General features: G+C 60.1%; 14 protein-coding genes. 6 read left to right on the top strand and 8 right to left on the bottom strand.

The window, feature by feature from the left end:
• Positions 1-2 precede the first annotated feature (2 nt).
• The 4 genes from GM154_RS13120 (at position 3) to GM154_RS13105 (ending at position 3,274) form a co-directional block, all read left to right on the top strand.
• A complete protein-coding gene (locus GM154_RS13120) occupies positions 3-467 on the top strand; it encodes a TIGR02444 family protein (protein ID WP_219652488.1) in 465 nt (154 codons plus the stop codon).
• Positions 468-478: 11 nt separating this feature from the next.
• A complete protein-coding gene (locus GM154_RS13115; protein WP_125888650.1) occupies positions 479-1,132 on the top strand; it encodes an FKBP-type peptidyl-prolyl cis-trans isomerase in 654 nt (217 codons plus the stop codon).
• A gap of 161 nt (positions 1,133-1,293) precedes the next feature.
• Positions 1,294-2,787: an aldehyde dehydrogenase gene (locus GM154_RS13110; RefSeq protein WP_197873018.1), complete on the top strand. Its 1,494-nt coding sequence runs from the start codon at positions 1,294-1,296 to the stop codon at positions 2,785-2,787.
• A 295-nt stretch (positions 2,788-3,082) separates the two neighbouring features.
• Entirely contained in the window at positions 3,083-3,274 is a 192-nt protein-coding gene (locus tag GM154_RS13105; RefSeq protein WP_074821529.1) for a hypothetical protein, read from the top strand.
• A gap of 84 nt (positions 3,275-3,358) precedes the next feature.
• On the opposite strand, the gene gcvT is transcribed toward GM154_RS13105, so the two are convergent.
• From gcvT to GM154_RS13065, 8 genes are all read right to left on the bottom strand, one after another.
• Positions 3,359-4,477 (bottom strand): glycine cleavage system aminomethyltransferase GcvT, encoded by a 1,119-nt coding sequence (gene gcvT, locus GM154_RS13100; protein ID WP_219652487.1) that lies wholly within the window; start codon positions 4,475-4,477, stop codon positions 3,359-3,361.
• Between the two features lie 229 nt (positions 4,478-4,706).
• A complete protein-coding gene (gcvP, locus tag GM154_RS13095; RefSeq protein WP_219652486.1) occupies positions 4,707-7,565 on the bottom strand; it encodes an aminomethyl-transferring glycine dehydrogenase in 2,859 nt (952 codons plus the stop codon).
• 10 nt (positions 7,566-7,575) lie between these two features.
• On the bottom strand, positions 7,576-7,944 hold the full coding sequence (gene gcvH, locus GM154_RS13090; RefSeq protein ID WP_010796676.1) for a glycine cleavage system protein GcvH: 369 nt from the start codon (positions 7,942-7,944) through the stop codon (positions 7,576-7,578).
• A gap of 258 nt (positions 7,945-8,202) precedes the next feature.
• The gene (locus tag GM154_RS13085) at positions 8,203-9,357 is read right to left on the bottom strand and encodes a glutathionylspermidine synthase family protein (protein WP_219652485.1); all 1,155 of its coding nucleotides are present in this window, start codon (positions 9,355-9,357) and stop codon (positions 8,203-8,205) included.
• Positions 9,354-9,959: a DUF1190 domain-containing protein gene (locus tag GM154_RS13080; RefSeq protein WP_219652484.1), complete on the bottom strand. Its 606-nt coding sequence runs from the start codon at positions 9,957-9,959 to the stop codon at positions 9,354-9,356. The genes GM154_RS13085 and GM154_RS13080 overlap by 4 nt, the downstream gene beginning before the upstream one ends.
• Positions 9,960-9,968: 9 nt before the next feature.
• Positions 9,969-10,382: a DUF350 domain-containing protein gene (locus tag GM154_RS13075; protein ID WP_010796673.1), complete on the bottom strand. Its 414-nt coding sequence runs from the start codon at positions 10,380-10,382 to the stop codon at positions 9,969-9,971.
• 114 nt (positions 10,383-10,496) lie between these two features.
• Positions 10,497-14,159, bottom strand: a complete 3,663-nt coding sequence (locus GM154_RS13070; protein WP_219652483.1) for a PAS domain-containing sensor histidine kinase — start codon at positions 14,157-14,159, stop codon at positions 10,497-10,499.
• Positions 14,160-14,294: 135 nt separating this feature from the next.
• On the bottom strand, positions 14,295-15,833 hold the full coding sequence (locus GM154_RS13065; protein ID WP_074821513.1) for a sigma-54-dependent transcriptional regulator: 1,539 nt from the start codon (positions 15,831-15,833) through the stop codon (positions 14,295-14,297).
• A gap of 184 nt (positions 15,834-16,017) precedes the next feature.
• Here GM154_RS13065 and GM154_RS13060 point away from each other — a divergent pair, with 184 nt between their 5' ends.
• Positions 16,018-16,452: a MarR family winged helix-turn-helix transcriptional regulator gene (locus GM154_RS13060; protein ID WP_219652482.1), complete on the top strand. Its 435-nt coding sequence runs from the start codon at positions 16,018-16,020 to the stop codon at positions 16,450-16,452.
• Positions 16,453-16,661: 209 nt separating this feature from the next.
• Entirely contained in the window at positions 16,662-17,078 is a 417-nt protein-coding gene (locus GM154_RS13055; RefSeq protein ID WP_010796669.1) for an organic hydroperoxide resistance protein, read from the top strand.
• Positions 17,079-17,120 lie beyond the last annotated feature (42 nt).

The raw sequence follows: 17,120 nt of genomic DNA, 5'->3' as shown, positions 1-17,120 counted from the left end.
TCATGGAAAAAATGCTCTGGCCCTATGCACTTGCGCTGTATGACAGATCCGATGTCACCCAGGCCTGCCTGACGTTACAGAGCGCCGGCGCGGATGTCTGCCTGCTGCTAACCGGTGCCTGGCTGGGCAACCGAGGCGTGGCACCAATGATTGAGCGCCAGCGGCTATTGGAGATCGTGGCGGCCCCCTGGCGAGCAACTGTTGTGGAGCCCCTGCGCGTGCTACGCACTTACTGGAAGCCAGCCGCGCAAACCGATACGGCACTCGCCGCGCTGCGTGAACGCTTGAAACAATTGGAGCTGGACGCCGAGCACGAACTGCTTACACGACTGGAGCAGGCCAGTGTAGGCTGGCCCCTTACTTCCCAGCCTGACCCGGCTGGCTGGCTGACCGCACTGGCTGGCCCGGCGGGTACGGCTGAACCTGGCGCCCTGGATACGCTTATCCAGGCCGCTCTTCATGCATGAGGATGTTGTAGATGTTACGCCTTTCGCTGTTAAGCCTGTGTCTGCTCCTTCCTCTGGCGGCGCACGCCGAGGACAAGGTCAAGGACGAGCTGGCCTATAGCCTGGGGACCGAAATCGGCAACCGCTTGAAAAGCGAGCTGCCGGATTTGCAAATCGACGACCTGATCAAGGGCCTGAATCAGTCCTACAAGGGCGAGCCGCTGGCAATGGATCAGAAAAAGATCGATGAGCTGGTGGCCCAACATGAGGAAGCGATCGACCAGCAGGAGGAATCCAGCAATGTGGAAGCCGCCAGGCAGGCGGAAACCCGCTTTCTGGTCAATGAGAAGACCCGTTATGGTGTGAAGGAATTGCCAGGCGGCGTGCTGGTAACCGTTATCCGCCAGGGTACCGGGCCGCAGCCCAAAGCCGATGGCCAGGTGCAGGTCCGCTATATCGGTAAACTGCCTGATGGCAGCACTTTCGATGAACAGCAGACTCCTCAATGGTTCAAGCTGTCCAGCGTCATTCCCGGCTGGCGTACAGCCCTGACCCAGATGCCGGTTGGCTCGCAATGGCGCATCGTGGTGCCCTCGTCACAGGCCTATGGCGATGAAGGTGCCGGAGATCTGATCCCGCCTTATTCGCCGCTGGTCTTCGAGGTCACGCTGGAGGCCACCCGCTAGGATCGAAAAGTGTTCAATAATTTGAACATATCAGCCTTGTAACAAAGGCTTTGTTAAATATTGCTAACACCCTTGGGCTGGTTTAGGGTGGCTGACAGCTTTGCGGATGCGCCAGGCTTCACGGCCACCGCCTCTTCTACCCTGTTTGAGAGGAAACCAGCATGAGCACGCCAACCCGCGCCGAATGGGAACAGCGCTTCCAGAGCCTGACCATTGAAGGCCGCGCCTTCATCCAGGGCGAATACTGTGATGCCGCCTCCGGTGAGACCTTTGACTGCATCAGCCCCGTCGACGGCCGCTTTCTGGCCAAGGTAGCAAGCTGTGATGTTGCCGATGCCGACCGGGCAGTTGCCAGCGCCCGTGCCACGTTCGAATCCGGCGTCTGGTCGCGCATGGCGCCCGTCAAGCGCAAAGCGATCATCATCCGTTTCGCCGATCTGCTCGAGCAGCACGCTGCAGAGCTTGGCCTTCTGGAAACGCTGGATATGGGCAAGCCCATCAGCGACTCCTATCACATCGATATTCCACTCTCCGCCCGCGCCCTGCGCTGGAATGGCGAGGCCATCGACAAGATCTACGATGAAGTCGCAGCCACTGCCCACGACGAGCTGGGCCTCGTCACGCGTGAGCCGGTGGGTGTCGTTGCCGCTATCGTGCCGTGGAATTTCCCGCTGATGATGGCCTGCTGGAAGCTCGGCCCGGCCCTGGCGACCGGTAACTCGGTCGTGCTCAAGCCTTCCGAGAAGTCCCCGCTGACCGCTATCCGTATTGCCCAGCTGGCCATCGAGGCCGGCATTCCGGCGGGCGTACTCAACGTGCTGCCAGGCTATGGTCATACCGTAGGAAAGGCGCTGGGCCTGCACATGGACGTGGACACCCTTGTGTTTACCGGATCGACCCGCACCGCCAAGCAGCTGATGGTCTACGCGGGCGAATCCAACATGAAGCGCGTTTGGCTGGAAGCGGGCGGCAAGAGCCCGAACATTGTGTTTGCCGATGCACCAGACCTGGAGGAAGCCGCCAAGGCAGCAGCCAGTGGCATCGCCTTCAACCAGGGCGAAGTCTGTACAGCCGGATCACGCCTGCTGGTCGAGCGCTCGATCAAGGATCAGTTCTTGCCGTTGGTGATCGATGCGTTGAAAACCTGGAAACCAGGCCACCCGCTGGACCCGGAAACCAATGTCGGCGCCCTGGTGGATACGCAGCAGCTCAATACCGTGCTTGGCTACATCGAAGCCGGTCACGCTGACGGTGCTCAGCTGGTAGCTGGGGGCAAGCGCACCCTGGAGGAAACCGGTGGTGTGTATGTGGAGCCGACCATTTTTGATGGCGTTTCCAATGCCATGAAGATTGCTCAGGAAGAAATCTTCGGGCCGGTACTGTCTGTCATTACCTTTGACACGGCTGAGGAAGCGATCAAGATCGCCAACGACACCCAGTACGGATTGGCCGCGGCGGTCTGGACGCGTGACATCTCCAAGGCGCATCTGACAGCCAAGGCGCTACGGGCCGGCAGCGTATGGGTCAACCAATATGATGGTGGTGACATGACAGCTCCCTTCGGTGGCTTCAAGCAGTCGGGCAATGGGCGGGACAAGTCGCTGCATGCCTTTGACAAGTACACCGAGATTAAAGCGACCTGGATCAAGCTATAAGCCGATCGACCTTTTCTGCGCTGCGCTTATCATTGCCCTGCCGCAATTGAGCGTAGCGCAGCACCCTTACCAGCCCAGCCCCAGCGCTCCTATAAGGGGTAGTTTTGCGTCATCGTTGCTGCTGGCGCGTACCTGTTCAGGGTGGAAACCTATGGCGAAGCGAATTAATAAGGCCTGATTTGCTTTGCCGATCACGCTTCTGACTAACGGTGTGAGCAAATCCCTCTCTAGCCTGTCTCTAGCGACAGCGCGTACTATGCGCGCCGGTCAATCCCTTAACGAGCAGGACATGCGTATGAGAGAGTACACTTTGGGTCAGCCTGCCATGCAAGGGGTGGGCTATCAGCAAGCCGATCGTTCTGTCAGCCAGTCGATCCAGGCCGCTATCAATGTACAGCGCAACCGCGTGACCAGTCAGGTCCAGCGGATCAACGATCAGTTGTGGGAAGTTTGGCCCGATGGCCGTCGTAAACTGCTGAATCGCTGAAGCAATGGATGTAAGAAAGCCGTGCCGGTTTGACCGCGCACGGCTTTTTTGTACCTGCCTTTCTGAACGCCACAACCGGAAGGCTTATCCTCGGTAATAGCGCTGCGGTACGAAAGGCATCCTGGCGACCTTAACGGCAACCGGCTTGTTGCGCACCATGGCAAACAGCTCGGTGTCCAGAGCTGCATAGGCGCTGTCGACGTAGCCCATCGCAACCGGCGCACCCAGGGTTGGGCCAAAGCCGCCACTGGTCACCCTTCCGATCACCGCACCGTTTGCGTCCACCAGTTCCGCGCCCTCACGGACCGGCACCCGCTCCTGCACCAGCAAACCGACACGCTTACGCGCCACACCATTCTGTTGCTGGGCAAAGATGGTCTCGGCGCCAGGAAAACCGCCAGCTCGGGCACCGTCTGCACGGCGCGGCTTGGATAGCGCCCAGACCAGACTGGCTTCAACCGGCGTTGTCTGCGTATCCATATCATGGCCGTACAGGCACAGGCCTGCCTCCAGACGCAGGGAGTCACGCGCGCCCAGGCCAATGGCTTGTACTTCCGGCTCGGCCAGCAGGGCTCGGGCCAGCGTTTCGGCGCCTTCTACCGGCACGGAAATTTCAAAGCCGTCTTCACCGGTATACCCGCTGCGGCTGACGATGCAGTCGTAATCCAGCAGCGTGACGCGGGCAATGTTCATGAACGTCATGCCGGACACCTGCGGCGCCAGTCGCGCCAGCACGGTCACGGCTGCCGGCCCCTGCAAGGCAAGGAGCGCCCGCTCTTCAAACAAGGGTTCGACATGACAGCGCGAGCCGATATGCTCTTTGAGGTGCGCCAGATCCTGATGCTTGCACGCGGCATTCACGACCAGATACAGGCAATCGCCCAGGTTCGCGACCATGAGGTCGTCGAGAATGCCGCCCTGCTCGTTGGTGAACAAGGCGTACCGCTGCATGCCTACCGGCAGGCCTACGATATCGACCGGAACGAGCCCTTCCAGCGCGGCGGCGGTACTGTCGCCCGTCAGCAGGATCTGGCCCATGTGGGAAACGTCGAACAATCCAGCCTGGGCGCGGGTGTGCTGATGCTCCTTGAGCACGCCAAGGGGGTATTGCACCGGCATGTCATAACCGGCGAACGGCACCATGCGTGCGGCCAGTTCAAGGTGCAGGGTATGGAGTGGGGTTTTGAGCAGTGATTCGGTCATGGGGACTCCTTCATGAGTCGTGCAGTCGCGTCCAACGCGAGCAAAAGGGCCGGTCAGGCATGACTAACGGCACACCGCGCCAAGCATGGACGTGCCTTACAGTAAAGCCGTAACGGTGAAACCGCGTTGAGGCCATGCGCCCGGCCAGTTGACAGGCATCACGGCGCTCCATCTCCTTCTGCGGAATAGGCAGGAGGAGATGGGCAAGGTGATACGCATCCGCTGTGGATCACGCGTCCTGATACGCCTCGATCGGCGGGCAGGAGCAGATCAGGTTGCGGTCACCGTATACGTTGTCGATCCGTGCCACGGGCGGGAAGTACTTGCCGTTTACCAACGATGGCAACGGGTACACCGCCTGCTCGCGGCTGTAAGGATGCGTCCATTCGCCGGTAAGCTCGCGTGCGGTATGCGGCGCATTCTTAAGCGGATTGTCATTGGCATCCAGCGTACCGGCCTCGATGGCACGAATCTCTTCGCGAATGGCTATCATGGCGTCGCAGAAGCGATCCAGCTCGGCCTTGGACTCGCTCTCAGTCGGCTCGATCATCAGCGTACCGGCCACCGGGAAGGACATGGTGGGCGCATGGAAGCCGAAGTCGATCAGGCGCTTGGCCACATCGTCCACAGTCACGCCACTGGTATCCTTGAGCGGGCGCAGGTCGAGAATGCACTCGTGCGCCACCAGACCGCCCTCGCCCGAGTACAGCACCGGGTAGTGGGTTTCCAGACGACGGGCGATGTAGTTGGCATTCAGGATCGCAATCTGCGAGGCGCGGGTCAGCCCCTCGCCACCCATCATCTTCATGTACATCCAGGAGATGGGCAGGATACTCGCGCTGCCGTAGGGCGCCGCCGATACTGCACCTTCCTTGCGCTCAAGCCCGGCATGACCCGGCATGAACGGCGCCAGATGGGATTTCACACCAATCGGGCCTACGCCCGGACCGCCACCACCGTGCGGGATGCAAAAGGTCTTGTGCAGGTTCAGGTGAGACACATCGCCGCCAAACTTGCCCGGCGCGCACAGGCCCACCATGGCGTTCATGTTGGCGCCATCAATGTAAACCTGACCACCATGCTCGTGAACGATGCTGCAGATCTCGCGGATCGCCTCTTCGAACACACCATGAGTGGAAGGATAGGTAATCATCAGCGCGGCCAGATTGGCAGCGTGCTGCTGGGCCTTGGCACGCAGATCACCCACATCCACATTGCCGCGGCTGTCACAGGCCACCACGACCACACGCATACCAGCCATCGAGGCGGTTGCCGGGTTGGTGCCGTGGGCAGACGACGGAATCAGGCAGATGTCGCGTTGGGTATCGCCGCGGCTTTCATGATAGGCGCGAATGGCCAACAGGCCCGCGTATTCACCCTGGGAGCCGGCGTTGGGCTGCAGGGAGATGGCGTCGTAGCCCGTAGCGGCGCATAGCATCTGCTCCAGCTCGGCGGTCATCTGGGCATAGCCCTCGGTCTGGTCGGCTGGTGCGAAGGGATGCAGATTGCCAAATTCGGCCCAGGTGATCGGGATCATCTCGCTGGCCGCGTTGAGCTTCATGGTGCAGGAACCCAGCGGGATCATGGTGCGATCCAGCGCCAGATCCTTGTCCGCCAGGGTGCGCAGGTAGCGCATCAGCTGGGTTTCGGAACGGTATTGGGAGAAAACAGGGTGAGTCAGGAAGGCGGACTGACGACGCAGCGTCGCAGGCAAATGCTCCTCGGCCTGGTCCAGCAGGCTATCCAGGGAAGGGACGGGCTGGCCATCGCTGAAAATCTCCAGCAGGGCCATGACGTCTTCGACTGTGGTGGTCTCGTCCAGCGAAACCCCCAGGTCGGTGTCACGGATCACGCGCAGGTTGAAGCCTTTGGCGCGGGCCGCTTCGTGAATCGCCTTGGTTTTGTCGCCAAATACCAGCGTCAGCGTATCGAAAAAGGTTTCCTGGGTGCGATGGCCTAGTGCATGCAGACCGGTCGCCAGCAGGGCAGTCAGGCGATGAATGCGCGTAGCGATGTGCTTGAGACCTTCCGGACCGTGGTAGACGGCATACATGCTGGCAATATTGGCCAGCAGGACCTGAGCTGTGCAGATGTTGCTCGTCGCCTTCTCACGACGGATGTGCTGCTCACGGGTCTGAAGCGCCAGCCGATAGGCCGGGTTGCCATGACGGTCAATGGATACGCCCACCACACGGCCGGGCATGTCACGCTTGTATTTGTCCTGAGTGGCAAAATACGCAGCGTGCGGGCCGCCAAAGCCGAGCGGTACGCCAAAGCGCTGGGCCGTGCCGATAGCGACATCCGCGCCAAACTCGCCGGGTGGGGTCAGCAGTGTCAGGGCCATCAGGTCAGCCGCGACGGCGACCAGGGCACCCGCCTGATGGAAGGCCTCGATGACTTCACGGTAATCGCGGATTTCGCCCGTGGTCATCGGGTACTGGAACAGGGCACCAAAGAAACGGCCGTGATCGTCGATGTCCGTTTCCACACCCACTACGATTTCAATACCCAGCGGCTCGGCGCGGGTGCGGATCACATCGATGGTCTGCGGGTGGCAATGCAGGGAAACGAAGAAGGCCTCGGCCTTGCTTTTGGACAGACGACGGCAGAATGTCATGGCCTCGGCAGCCGCCGTGGCCTCGTCCAATAGGGACGCATTGGCTACAGGAAGCCCGGTCAGATCACCGATCAGCGTCTGGAAGTTCAGCAGTGCCTCCAGACGACCCTGGGAGATTTCCGGCTGGTAAGGCGTATAGGCCGTGTACCAGGCGGGATTTTCCAGCAGGTTGCGCAGGATGGGCGCCGGGGTATGGCAGTTGTAATACCCCTGTCCGATAAAGGACTTGAACAGCTTGTTCTTGCGGGCGATGCCACGCAATTCGGCCAGGGCGTCGGCTTCGGACAGCCCCTGAGGCAAATCCAGTACGCTGGTGCCCTTGATGCTATCCGGGATGACCTTGGCTGTCATGGCGTCCAGCGAATCGTAGCCCAGCAGGTCGAGCATGGACACGATGTCCAGCTCGCGCGGGCCGATGTGGCGCGAAATGAATTCGTCAGCGGTGCTGAATGAGTCGCGGAAATCGGTCATGGTCACCTCCTCAAGCCTTGATCAATTGAGCGTAGCCGTCTTCGGTAAGCAGCGTGCCGAGTGCTTCTGGATCGGCAGGACGCATGCGGAAGAACCAGCCGGCGTCGAGAGGGTCCTGGTTGACTTTCTCAGGGGCATCGCCAAGCGCTTCGTTGATTTCCAGGATCTCGCCATCGATCGGCATGGCAATGTTGCTGGCGGCCTTGACCGACTCCAGTACCGCCACCTCTTCGCCCTTGGCGTAGGTGCGCAGCTCCGGCAATTGCACGAAGACCAAGTCGCCCAGCGCATCCTGAGCATAGTCTGTAATGCCTACGGTTACAGTGCCATCGGCTTCCAGACGCAGCCATTCGTGTTCTTCGGTAAAGCGCATAACCATTGCAGACTCCTGAATAGGGGTAACCCAGCTGGGCACTAGCTGACCTCCTTCATAGCAAGGCAGATGCCAAGGTCTTACCGATGGCGCAATGCCAGAGCACGCGCGGCCTACAGGAAAACGAGGTAATAAAAGGCGGTGTAACGAAAGTGCTACACCCTATGGAAAGAAGTCTCCCAGAGGCCTTGCGAGCCTAGAACAGATAAGGCATTGCCAGCGATCGTATCGAATTCATTACAGCGCAATGAATTCGATACAGGCTTACTCCAGAATGAAGTGGGGCAGGAAGCGCGAGCTGTCTTGGGTAATCAATGTTGCATCCTCACGGATACCCACCCCACAGGCCGTGTCACCTACCACCCAACTGCCAATAACAGGGTAGTTACCGGAAAAACAAGGCAACGGGTGACATTGCTGCACGATGCAGGGCCCCGCGTACGGGCCCGGCACGTCCAGACGCGTGCCGTCCAGACTGTGCAATTCGATGTTGGCACCCTCCCGAGAGAACAGCGGCTTGCGTACCCAGCCTGGCGCGACCGGACTACCGGCCTCTTTATCGAAAAAGGCTGGAAGCAGATTGGGATGCCCTTCATGTCGCTCCCACAGCAAGGCCAGAATACCTTTGTTGCTGAGCAGCGCCTTCCACGGCGGCTCATAGAATTGCGTAAAGGAGCTGGGAATAGAATGTCCAAACGCCTCGTCCAGCATGAACTCCCAGGGGTAGAGCTTGAACAGTGACGGGATGAATTCATCGTTCAGGTCAACAAACCCCTGTGACCTGTCCAGCCCGATATCCTCCACAGCGATATAACGCGTCTGAATACCCGCCTGGGTGGCGCAGTCCCGCAGATATTCGACCGTGCCGCGATCCTCCAGCGACTCTCTGACCGAGGCCAAATACAGGGGCTGATGCGGTCGCAAGGCGTGAATCGTCTGGATCAGCTGCTCCTGAATGCTGTTGTACTGATCCGCCCCGGCGGGAAGCCTGCCCGCCTGCTGCATCTGCTCCAGCCATAGCCACTGGAAAAAGGCTGCCTCGTACAGCGAGGTCGGCGTGTCGTAATTCAGCTCAAACAGCTTGGCCGGTCCCTGACCGCTATAGGCCAGATCCATACGGCCATACAGATGGCGGTCCCGACGTCTCCAGCTGGCAGCCGCACACGCCCAGAAGTACTCCGGTACAGCCAGACGCGAGAGCAGTGCCTCGCTGCCGACGATCTCGTCGACCAGTGCCATGCACATCTGGTGCAGCTCGGCCGTGGGGGCTTCCAGATCGTTTTCGATCTGCTTCAGGCTGAACTGGTACGCGGCCCGCTCATCCCAGTAGGGTTCGCCGTCAAAAGTGTGGAACAGAAAGCCAAGCTGCTCTGCCTGTTCGCGCCAGTCCGGGCGCTCGGTCATCTCGATCCGCTTCATGATCCGCTCGACCGTGACGAGTAGGAGGCTGCCCGTGCACCAAAGCCGCCCCGGCTGACGACCCGAGACTCGCTGGAGGTATAGGCACTCTTGTTCAGATAGGCGATACCCGGTCGTGAACCGACCACCTCGTTATTGGCAGTGCGGTAATGCGCCAGGTCGTCCCGTGACTGGTACAGCGGCTGGCTGGGAAAGGTACGCGTGTACTCACGCTCACGTTGTCCTCCGCTGACGCTACTGGAATAACCATAAGAGGCACCGCCCGAGGACGATGATTCGCTCTCCCGCGACGGGCGCTGGCCCAGCAGAAAGCCGGTCATGAGCGGAACGTAGAACGAAGACCGGGGTTCCAGCAGCTCGCAACCATTGGTGCCAAAGTCGATCTCGCATTCACCCAGGGAGGCGTAACGCGGCGCACTGCGGTGATGGACCGCGCGGGAAGATTCATACTCCGAGGAGCAGAGGCTGGGCGTGAAGGTGCCGTCGCGGATGCACTCGGCAACGGATCGGTACAGATAACCCGGCTTGGGTTGATCACACCCGGCCAGCATGAGCGGTGTGACTCCAACCAGTACCAGCTGGATAGCTCGGCTGCGTTTCATGCCCTGCCCTCACCCGCTGATGGCAGCGGCATTAAGCACGCCAATCGATACAGACATCGTCGCCACGAGAATACCGCTGGCCATTTCGTTATTGCTGAGCCGTTGGGGCAGCCCCGGCACGAGAAGGCGCAGCACGACGAATGTAACCAGCTGAGCGACTGCTGCGATCAGGGCCCAGAGCAGATAGTCCAGCGCACTGACCGAGACCCGCATCGCGCTGGCCAACGGCAGGACGAACCCCAACAGCGTGCCACCGAACGCCAGGGCCGCCGCTGGCACGTTGTTGCGAATCAGCTGCCACTCACGGTGTGGAGTAAGCCAGCTGAAAGTGAAGGCAAACGCGCCCAGAAGCGCGAGCGAGAGAATGAAATAAATGGCGAACGCCGGCAGACCACTGAGGTAGTCAAGCACGCTGGCAAGCATGGGACACTCCTTGTCACGAATGAGCCGGCAGGCTAAGGCACCTGCCGGGGGCGCGCATTTTCGCAACTTCGCGCCCGTTCATCCATGCTCTCTATCCGCCAGCCGCTCCGCTGGTCACTCCCCCTTGCTACGGTGGACCATGTCCTGCACGCGGGCTGCCAGCATCTCGATCGGGAAAGGCTTGGTGATCATGGCCATGTTTGGCTCCAGAAACCCATTGGCAATCACCGCATTTTCCGCATACCCGGTCATAAACAGGACCTTGAGGTCTGGCCGCGTGACCCGGGCCGCATCAGCCATCTGCCGCCCATTGATGCCCGGTAGACCAACGTCGGTTACCAGCAGGTCGATGCGCAGATCGGACTTGAGTATCTCCAGACCGGAAGGGCCGTCGACAGCCTCCAGCACCCAGTAACCCAACTCACTCAAGACCTCTACCACCAGGCTGCGGACAGCATGCTCGTCTTCGACCACCAGCACGACTTCGCTGGCCTCGGACTGCCGACTCAACGATACCGGCTGCCGGACCTGAGGTTCTTCCCTGCGCTCACCGTAGTAGCGCGGCAGGTACAGCTTGATGGTCGTACCCCGACCAACCTCCGAGTAGATCTTGGCTGCCCCTTCCGATTGCCGGGCAAAGCCATAGATCATCGACAGCCCAAGCCCGGTCCCCTCGCCCAGCGGCTTGGTCGTAAAGAACGGGTCGAACGCCTTGGCGATAACATCTGGAGTCATCCCGGTTCCGGTGTCGGTCACGCTGATGCAGATGTACTGGCCAGGCTTGATGTCCCGATCACGAGACGCATAGGCCTCGTCCAGATGAGTGTTGCTGGTTTCGATGGTCAGCCTGCCCCCGTCCGGCATGGCAGCGCGGGCATTGATGGCCAGATTGAGGATGGCGTTTTCCAGCTGATGAGGATCACACAGCGTCAGCCAGAGCGCCCCCGTCTTGACGATTTCCAGCTGCACCGATTCACCCATGGTGCGGTGCAATAGATCATCCATACCGGTGATCAGGTCATTGGCATTGACGACTTTGGGCACCAGCGGCTGCCGGCGGGAAAAGGCCAGTAGCCGGTGCGTCAGAGCGGCCGCTCGACTGGCCGAGGACATGGCCGTGCTGGCGAAGCGGTCAAGATCCGCCAATTTGCCCTGTTGGATTCGCATGCGGATCAGGTCGAGCGAGCCGATGATCCCGGTCAACAGGTTGTTGAAGTCATGGGCAATACCGCCTGTGAGCTGGCCAACCGCTTCCATTTTCTGACTCTGGCGGAGTTGCTCCTGCGCCTGAGCCAGCTCGGCTGCTGCCACTTTTTCCGACTCGATATCACGGCCAACCGCATGGATGTAGCGCGCATCGGGCACAGCGGTCCACGAAAGCCACCGGTAGCTACCATCCTTGTGCCGATAGCGGTTCTCGAACCGCAGTGTGGTATGCCCAAGGGAAAGTTTGCCCACTTCAGCCAGGGTGCTTTCCACATCGTCGGGGTGAACGAAATCCAGCAGTACCTTGCCCAGCAGTTCATCTTCCTGCCAGCCCAACAGGTGCTTCCAGGCCGGGTTGGCGGCCATCACGACGCCGTCAAAGCGCGCGACCAGCATCACATCGGTGGTCAGGCGCCACATGCGGTCAAGGTCTGCGGTACGCTCGGCCACCCGCTGCTCCAGGGTCTCCGTCAGACGCCGGGACGCTTCCTCGGCCTCCTTGCGGTCATGGATGTCACTGTTATTGCCCATCCAGCCGGTGACGTTTCCGGCCTCATCACGCAAGACCTCCGCACGGATATCGAACCAGCGATAGGCTCCGTCCTTGCGCCGTAGCCGTGCTTCAAGCTGATAAAACACGCCTCGGCTGCGGGCATCGAGCCAGACATCCAGGAGCCGCTGGGTGTCATCAGGATGAATGACTTGCGCCCAGCCCATCGGCAGCGCTTCTTCTGGTGTCTGGCCGGTGTAGTCGTACCAGTAACTGTTCAGGTAGCTGAGCGAGCCATCAGGATTACCGAACCAGACGATGGCAGGTGACAGGTCTGTCATTTGCCTTAGTCGCGTCTCGCTGACTTCCAGCCGCCGTAAGGTCCGCCGCTGCTCGGACAGATCGCGCGCAATGGCAGCAATCCCCATGACCTCGCCTCGTTCGTCCCGTATCGAGAAGACGGAATAGTGGACCGGGATAGCCGCTCCGGTGTGATGATGGCGGAACCGAAATTCGCCTACCCACTTGCCCTCATTCAAAACGGTCGGAAGAATGGTCGACTCGGCAAAGGCACGATCCTCAGGCAGGAAATAATCCAGCACATGGCTCTGCCTGACCGCCTCTTCACTGGCCAACCCAACCAGCCGGCGTCCGGCTTCGTTGACAAAATAGGCCTGACCGTCCGGCGCAGCGATGCCAATGAAGTCATCCGACTGCTCCACGATCATCATTGCCCGGCGCCAGCCCTCATAGGCGCGGACCTGCTCGCTGTTATCCACGATCGTACAGATGGCACCCTGTGGATTGCCATCCTGGAAAATGGCCTGGGCCCGATATTCCACTGGGATACAGGAACCGTCACGCCGGTAAAAGGCACCCTCCGCCACGTATTCAGCCGTTCCCTCGCGGGCCGTGCGATAAATGGGATGATCCGCCATCGCCCGGCGTGCCGCCTCATGAGCCGGATCAATCAGCTCCTCCAGGCACCATCCGACAATATCCTTTTCACTTTCGGCACCGAACAGCCTGACGAAAGCAACGTTGCACAGGGTAACCACGCGGTGCTGGTCGATTGAATAGAATCCTTCAGAAATCGAATCCAGCAGCAGGCGATAACTGTCGCGGCTGGCGCGAAGCTCCTGTGCGGCCAGACGCTGCTCGGTACGGTCACGGAGAATCTTGATGAATCCGTCGACCTGACCGGATGTATTCCTAAGTGGCATGAGTTCGCCACTTGCCCAGAAGCGCTGTCCGCTTTTAAGCACATGCCAGCGCTCGTCCATGCTGCGCCCCTGTTTCAGGGCTGTGTCGCGTTCTTTTTCAGGGATATTGGCAGCGCGGTCCTCGGGTGTGAAGATGATCGCAGCAGGCTTGCCCAGCACTTCCGCCTCTGTCCAGCCAAGCGTGCGACGAGCACCTTCGTTCCACGTGGTGATGTGACCCTCAAGGTCCATGCAGAAAATGGCGTAATCCACCGCGCTGTCGAGAATCTGTTCGCGTTGGGAAGTCGCATGTTCTGCATATTGCTGCTCTTCAGCCTGGCGGGCCCTGTTTCGCTCGACCGTAAGGCCGTGAATCTCCAGTTGCGCCACGGTTGAACGGGCCAGCTCCTGAAACAACAGGCGCTGCGTAGCATCCAGTCGGCGTGGCACTGTGTCCATGAGGCTAAGCACACCAACAGGCACACCCGCAGCCGTTTTCAGCGCAACCCCTGCATAGTAGGACGAACCGGTACTGGCATTCAGGGCCGAAGGCGCAGTAAAGCTCAGATCGCTCCTCGGCTCGCTGAACTCCAGAATATCGGTCGCCGTTAATGCCTCCTCCCAGGGCGCATAGGCCTCGGCCGCAGGGCAGCCGCCCTGCTCTGCGGCCAGCCAGAGCCCTTCTGCATCACATAAGTGGATGACGACTTGCGAAACGGAATAGGTCTCCTGGGCTCGCCGGGCGATATCGGCAAGTTCGGGCAAACGTGGATGGGCTAACAGGCCGTAGCGTTCAAGCGCATCCTGTAGCGCAGCAGGTGGCTGCTCGGGGTCTTGGTGAGCGTTGGTCATGTACAACTGGGTCGTGTTTGGGGGCATAAGCACCGCTCATCCTTGAGAAACTAATGACAGCCCCTCCATGGAGGTCCGTCGCGAACGGTCTATGGCTCATAGACCAGCAAGACGCGGACGAATTCGCCCAGGTCTTCAAACAGTGTCCCTGTAGAGGAACACTCAGCTCTTGCCGGGAATGCCATACTTGCGCAGCCGGTGGGCAATGGCGGTGTGAGAGGTCTTGAGACGGGCCGCCAGTTGCCGGCTGGACGGGTAGTGTGGGTAGAGTTTTTCGAGCAGGGCTTTCTCATAGCTTGAGACTGCCTCATCCAGGCTGTCTACCTCGCCATCTACCTGCCGTGCGACTTCTGTACCGGCAATATCCAGATCGCCAATATCCACCACGGTGCTTTCGCTGATGGCCGCCGCCCGGAAAATGACGTTCTGAAGCTGCCGCACATTGCCGGGCCAGCGATTGCTCAGAAGCGCCGGATACGTTCCCGGCGCCAGTCGGCAAGGGGGCCGCTGGATCTGGGCGCAGGCCTGCTGCATGAAATGCCGGGCCAGCACCAGAATATCCTGCCCACGCTCACGCAGCGGCGGTACGTCGAGATTCAGGACGTTGAGTCGGTAGAACAGATCCTCCCGAAAGGTCCCTTCGGCAACGCGCTTTTCCAGATCCCGGTGCGTGGCACTCAAAATACGTACATTGACCTTCAGTTCGCGCTCACCGCCAACCCGGCGAAACGTACCGTCGGACAAAAACCGCAGCAACTTGGCCTGAAGATACGGGGACATCTCCCCAATCTCGTCGAGAAACACGGTGCCTTTGTCGGCCAGCTCGAGCAGACCGGGCTTGCCGCCGCGCTGGGCACCGGTGAACGCACCCGGTGCATAACCAAACAGCTCGCTTTCCGCGAGGCTTTCCGGCAGAGCCGCACAGTTGAGTGCCAGAAACGGCGCATTGCGACGAGGGCTGACCGTATGACAGGCCCGCGCTACCAGCTCCTTACCAGTCCCTGTCTCACCCTGAATCAGCAGCGGTGCATCCAGCGCTGCGACTCGCTGAGCGCGGGCCTTAAGTGCGCGTATCGGTGCCGAGTCGCCCAGGATCGATTCGAAGCCTTCGGCCGGGTCATGGCGCAGCGCTGAAAGACGGGCTCCGATCCGGCTGGGGGCGTAAAGCGTCAGCAGACCACCGGCCAACCGCTGGGCGTTGCCTTCGGCAGCCTCGCTGATTGGGGTCGAATCCAGCAGGAGTGCCTGCCCGCGCAAGGTGACCTCACGCATGGGAATCCGAAAGGCCTGCTCCAGCAGTTCCCGCTGTAGAGCTGGATCATCGAACAGCGTAGCCACCGTCGCGCCCTGGGGCGACGGGTCGTCCACCATGGCGGCAAAGGCCGGGTTGGCCAACAGAATGCTACCTTCGCGGTCCACGGCCAGAACCGGGTCGGCCATAGCGGCAAGTAAGGCATCCAGGTGCAACGTGCGGCGCTGCCCTGGCAGGATATCCACCACTCGGACAGCCTGTACCCCACGCACCGTGAGCAGGGCACCACGCAGCTCTTCCAGTACCTCGGCACTCAGAGTCGGCGCATCGATGTAGACATTGGGCGGCACCATCTCGACCGCATCGAGGTTGAGGTTGCGCGCTCCCAGAAGCGCCAGCACTTCCTGGGTAATGCCGACACGGTCGATAAAACTGACGTGGATTCGCATGGGGTGGGCGGGGTCTCGAACAGGTATAGCCAAGGGCAAGCCCGTATCGTACCGGATGCCACTTCCCCATGGGCACCCAACCCCAGAATTCCTTGTATTTATTGTTGCTCCGCCTGGCGAAGCGTCTACGCTAGAATGATGGCTCTTTTCTATTAGCCGGGCCGTCCTGCGAGACCTCCATCCTATGAAAGACGAAGACCGTTTGAAACTTGATCAGCAGCTCTGCTTTGCCCTGTATTCCACCTCCCTCGCCATGACGAAGGTCTACAAGCCGCTCCTGGAAGCCGTCGCCCTGACCTATCCGCAATACCTGATGATGCTGGTGCTCTGGGAAAGCGACGGTCTCACGCTCAAGGAATTGGCCAAACGCCTGCATCAGGACTCCGGCGCGCTGACGCCAGTACTCAAGCGGCTCGAAGCGGAAGGCTATGTCACCCGCAAGCGCAGCCTTCAAGACGAACGCAACCTCTCGATCGAGCTGACGGCTGCCGGGAAGACCTTGCGTAAGAAAGCCGAAGAAATCAACGGCTCAGTACAACTGGCCTGTGGCCTGGGTAATGATGACATGGGGCAGCTTCGGTCCAGCCTGATTAAGCTACGCGACAGCCTGAATCAATAGAGGCATGCCTAAGCGGCCGCAGCACTGACGCGCCCTCCAACCCATGGAATAACCGTTCGTCGGACTCATAAATAAATAGTTTGCGCGATAATCAATATCGGAATAACTTAATTCCTGTAGACAACGCGGTAACGAGCAACGACTTCCACGTCGTTTTTTAAAGACCAAATGATTATCGCAATAATCAAATTAATCCGAGGACGATGCACATGAACATTCTGTACAAGACTTCCGCAACCAGCACCGGTGGCCGTGACGGTCGTTCCATCAGCGCCGACGGTATTCTCGATGTAAAACTGGCTACCCCAAAAGCGCTGGGCGGACAAGGCGGCGAAGCAACCAATCCTGAGCAGCTGTTTGCAGCGGGTTACTCGGCCTGCTTTATCGGCGCCATGAAGTTTGTAGCGGCTAAGGAAAAAGTGGCGCTGCCCAGTGATCTCAGCGTGACGGCAGAAGTCGGTATCGGTCCGATCCCCACCGGCTTTGCCCTGGACATCGAACTGCGCGTCAGCGTGCCGGGCCTGGATCGTGCCAAAGCCCAGGACATCATCGAGAAGGCCCATCAGGTCTGCCCATACTCAAATGCCACCCGCGGCAACGTGGATGTACGCCTGACCCTCGTCTAAGCCTGACGCGGGACGCCCCAGCGCGGCGTCCCTGGAGAACCG

This window comes from Pseudomonas sp. MAG002Y (genome assembly GCF_019400845.1).
GTDB classification, from domain to species: Bacteria; Pseudomonadota; Gammaproteobacteria; order Pseudomonadales; family Pseudomonadaceae; genus Chryseomonas; species Chryseomonas luteola.
This window is presented reverse-complemented; position numbering and strand designations above follow the sequence as displayed.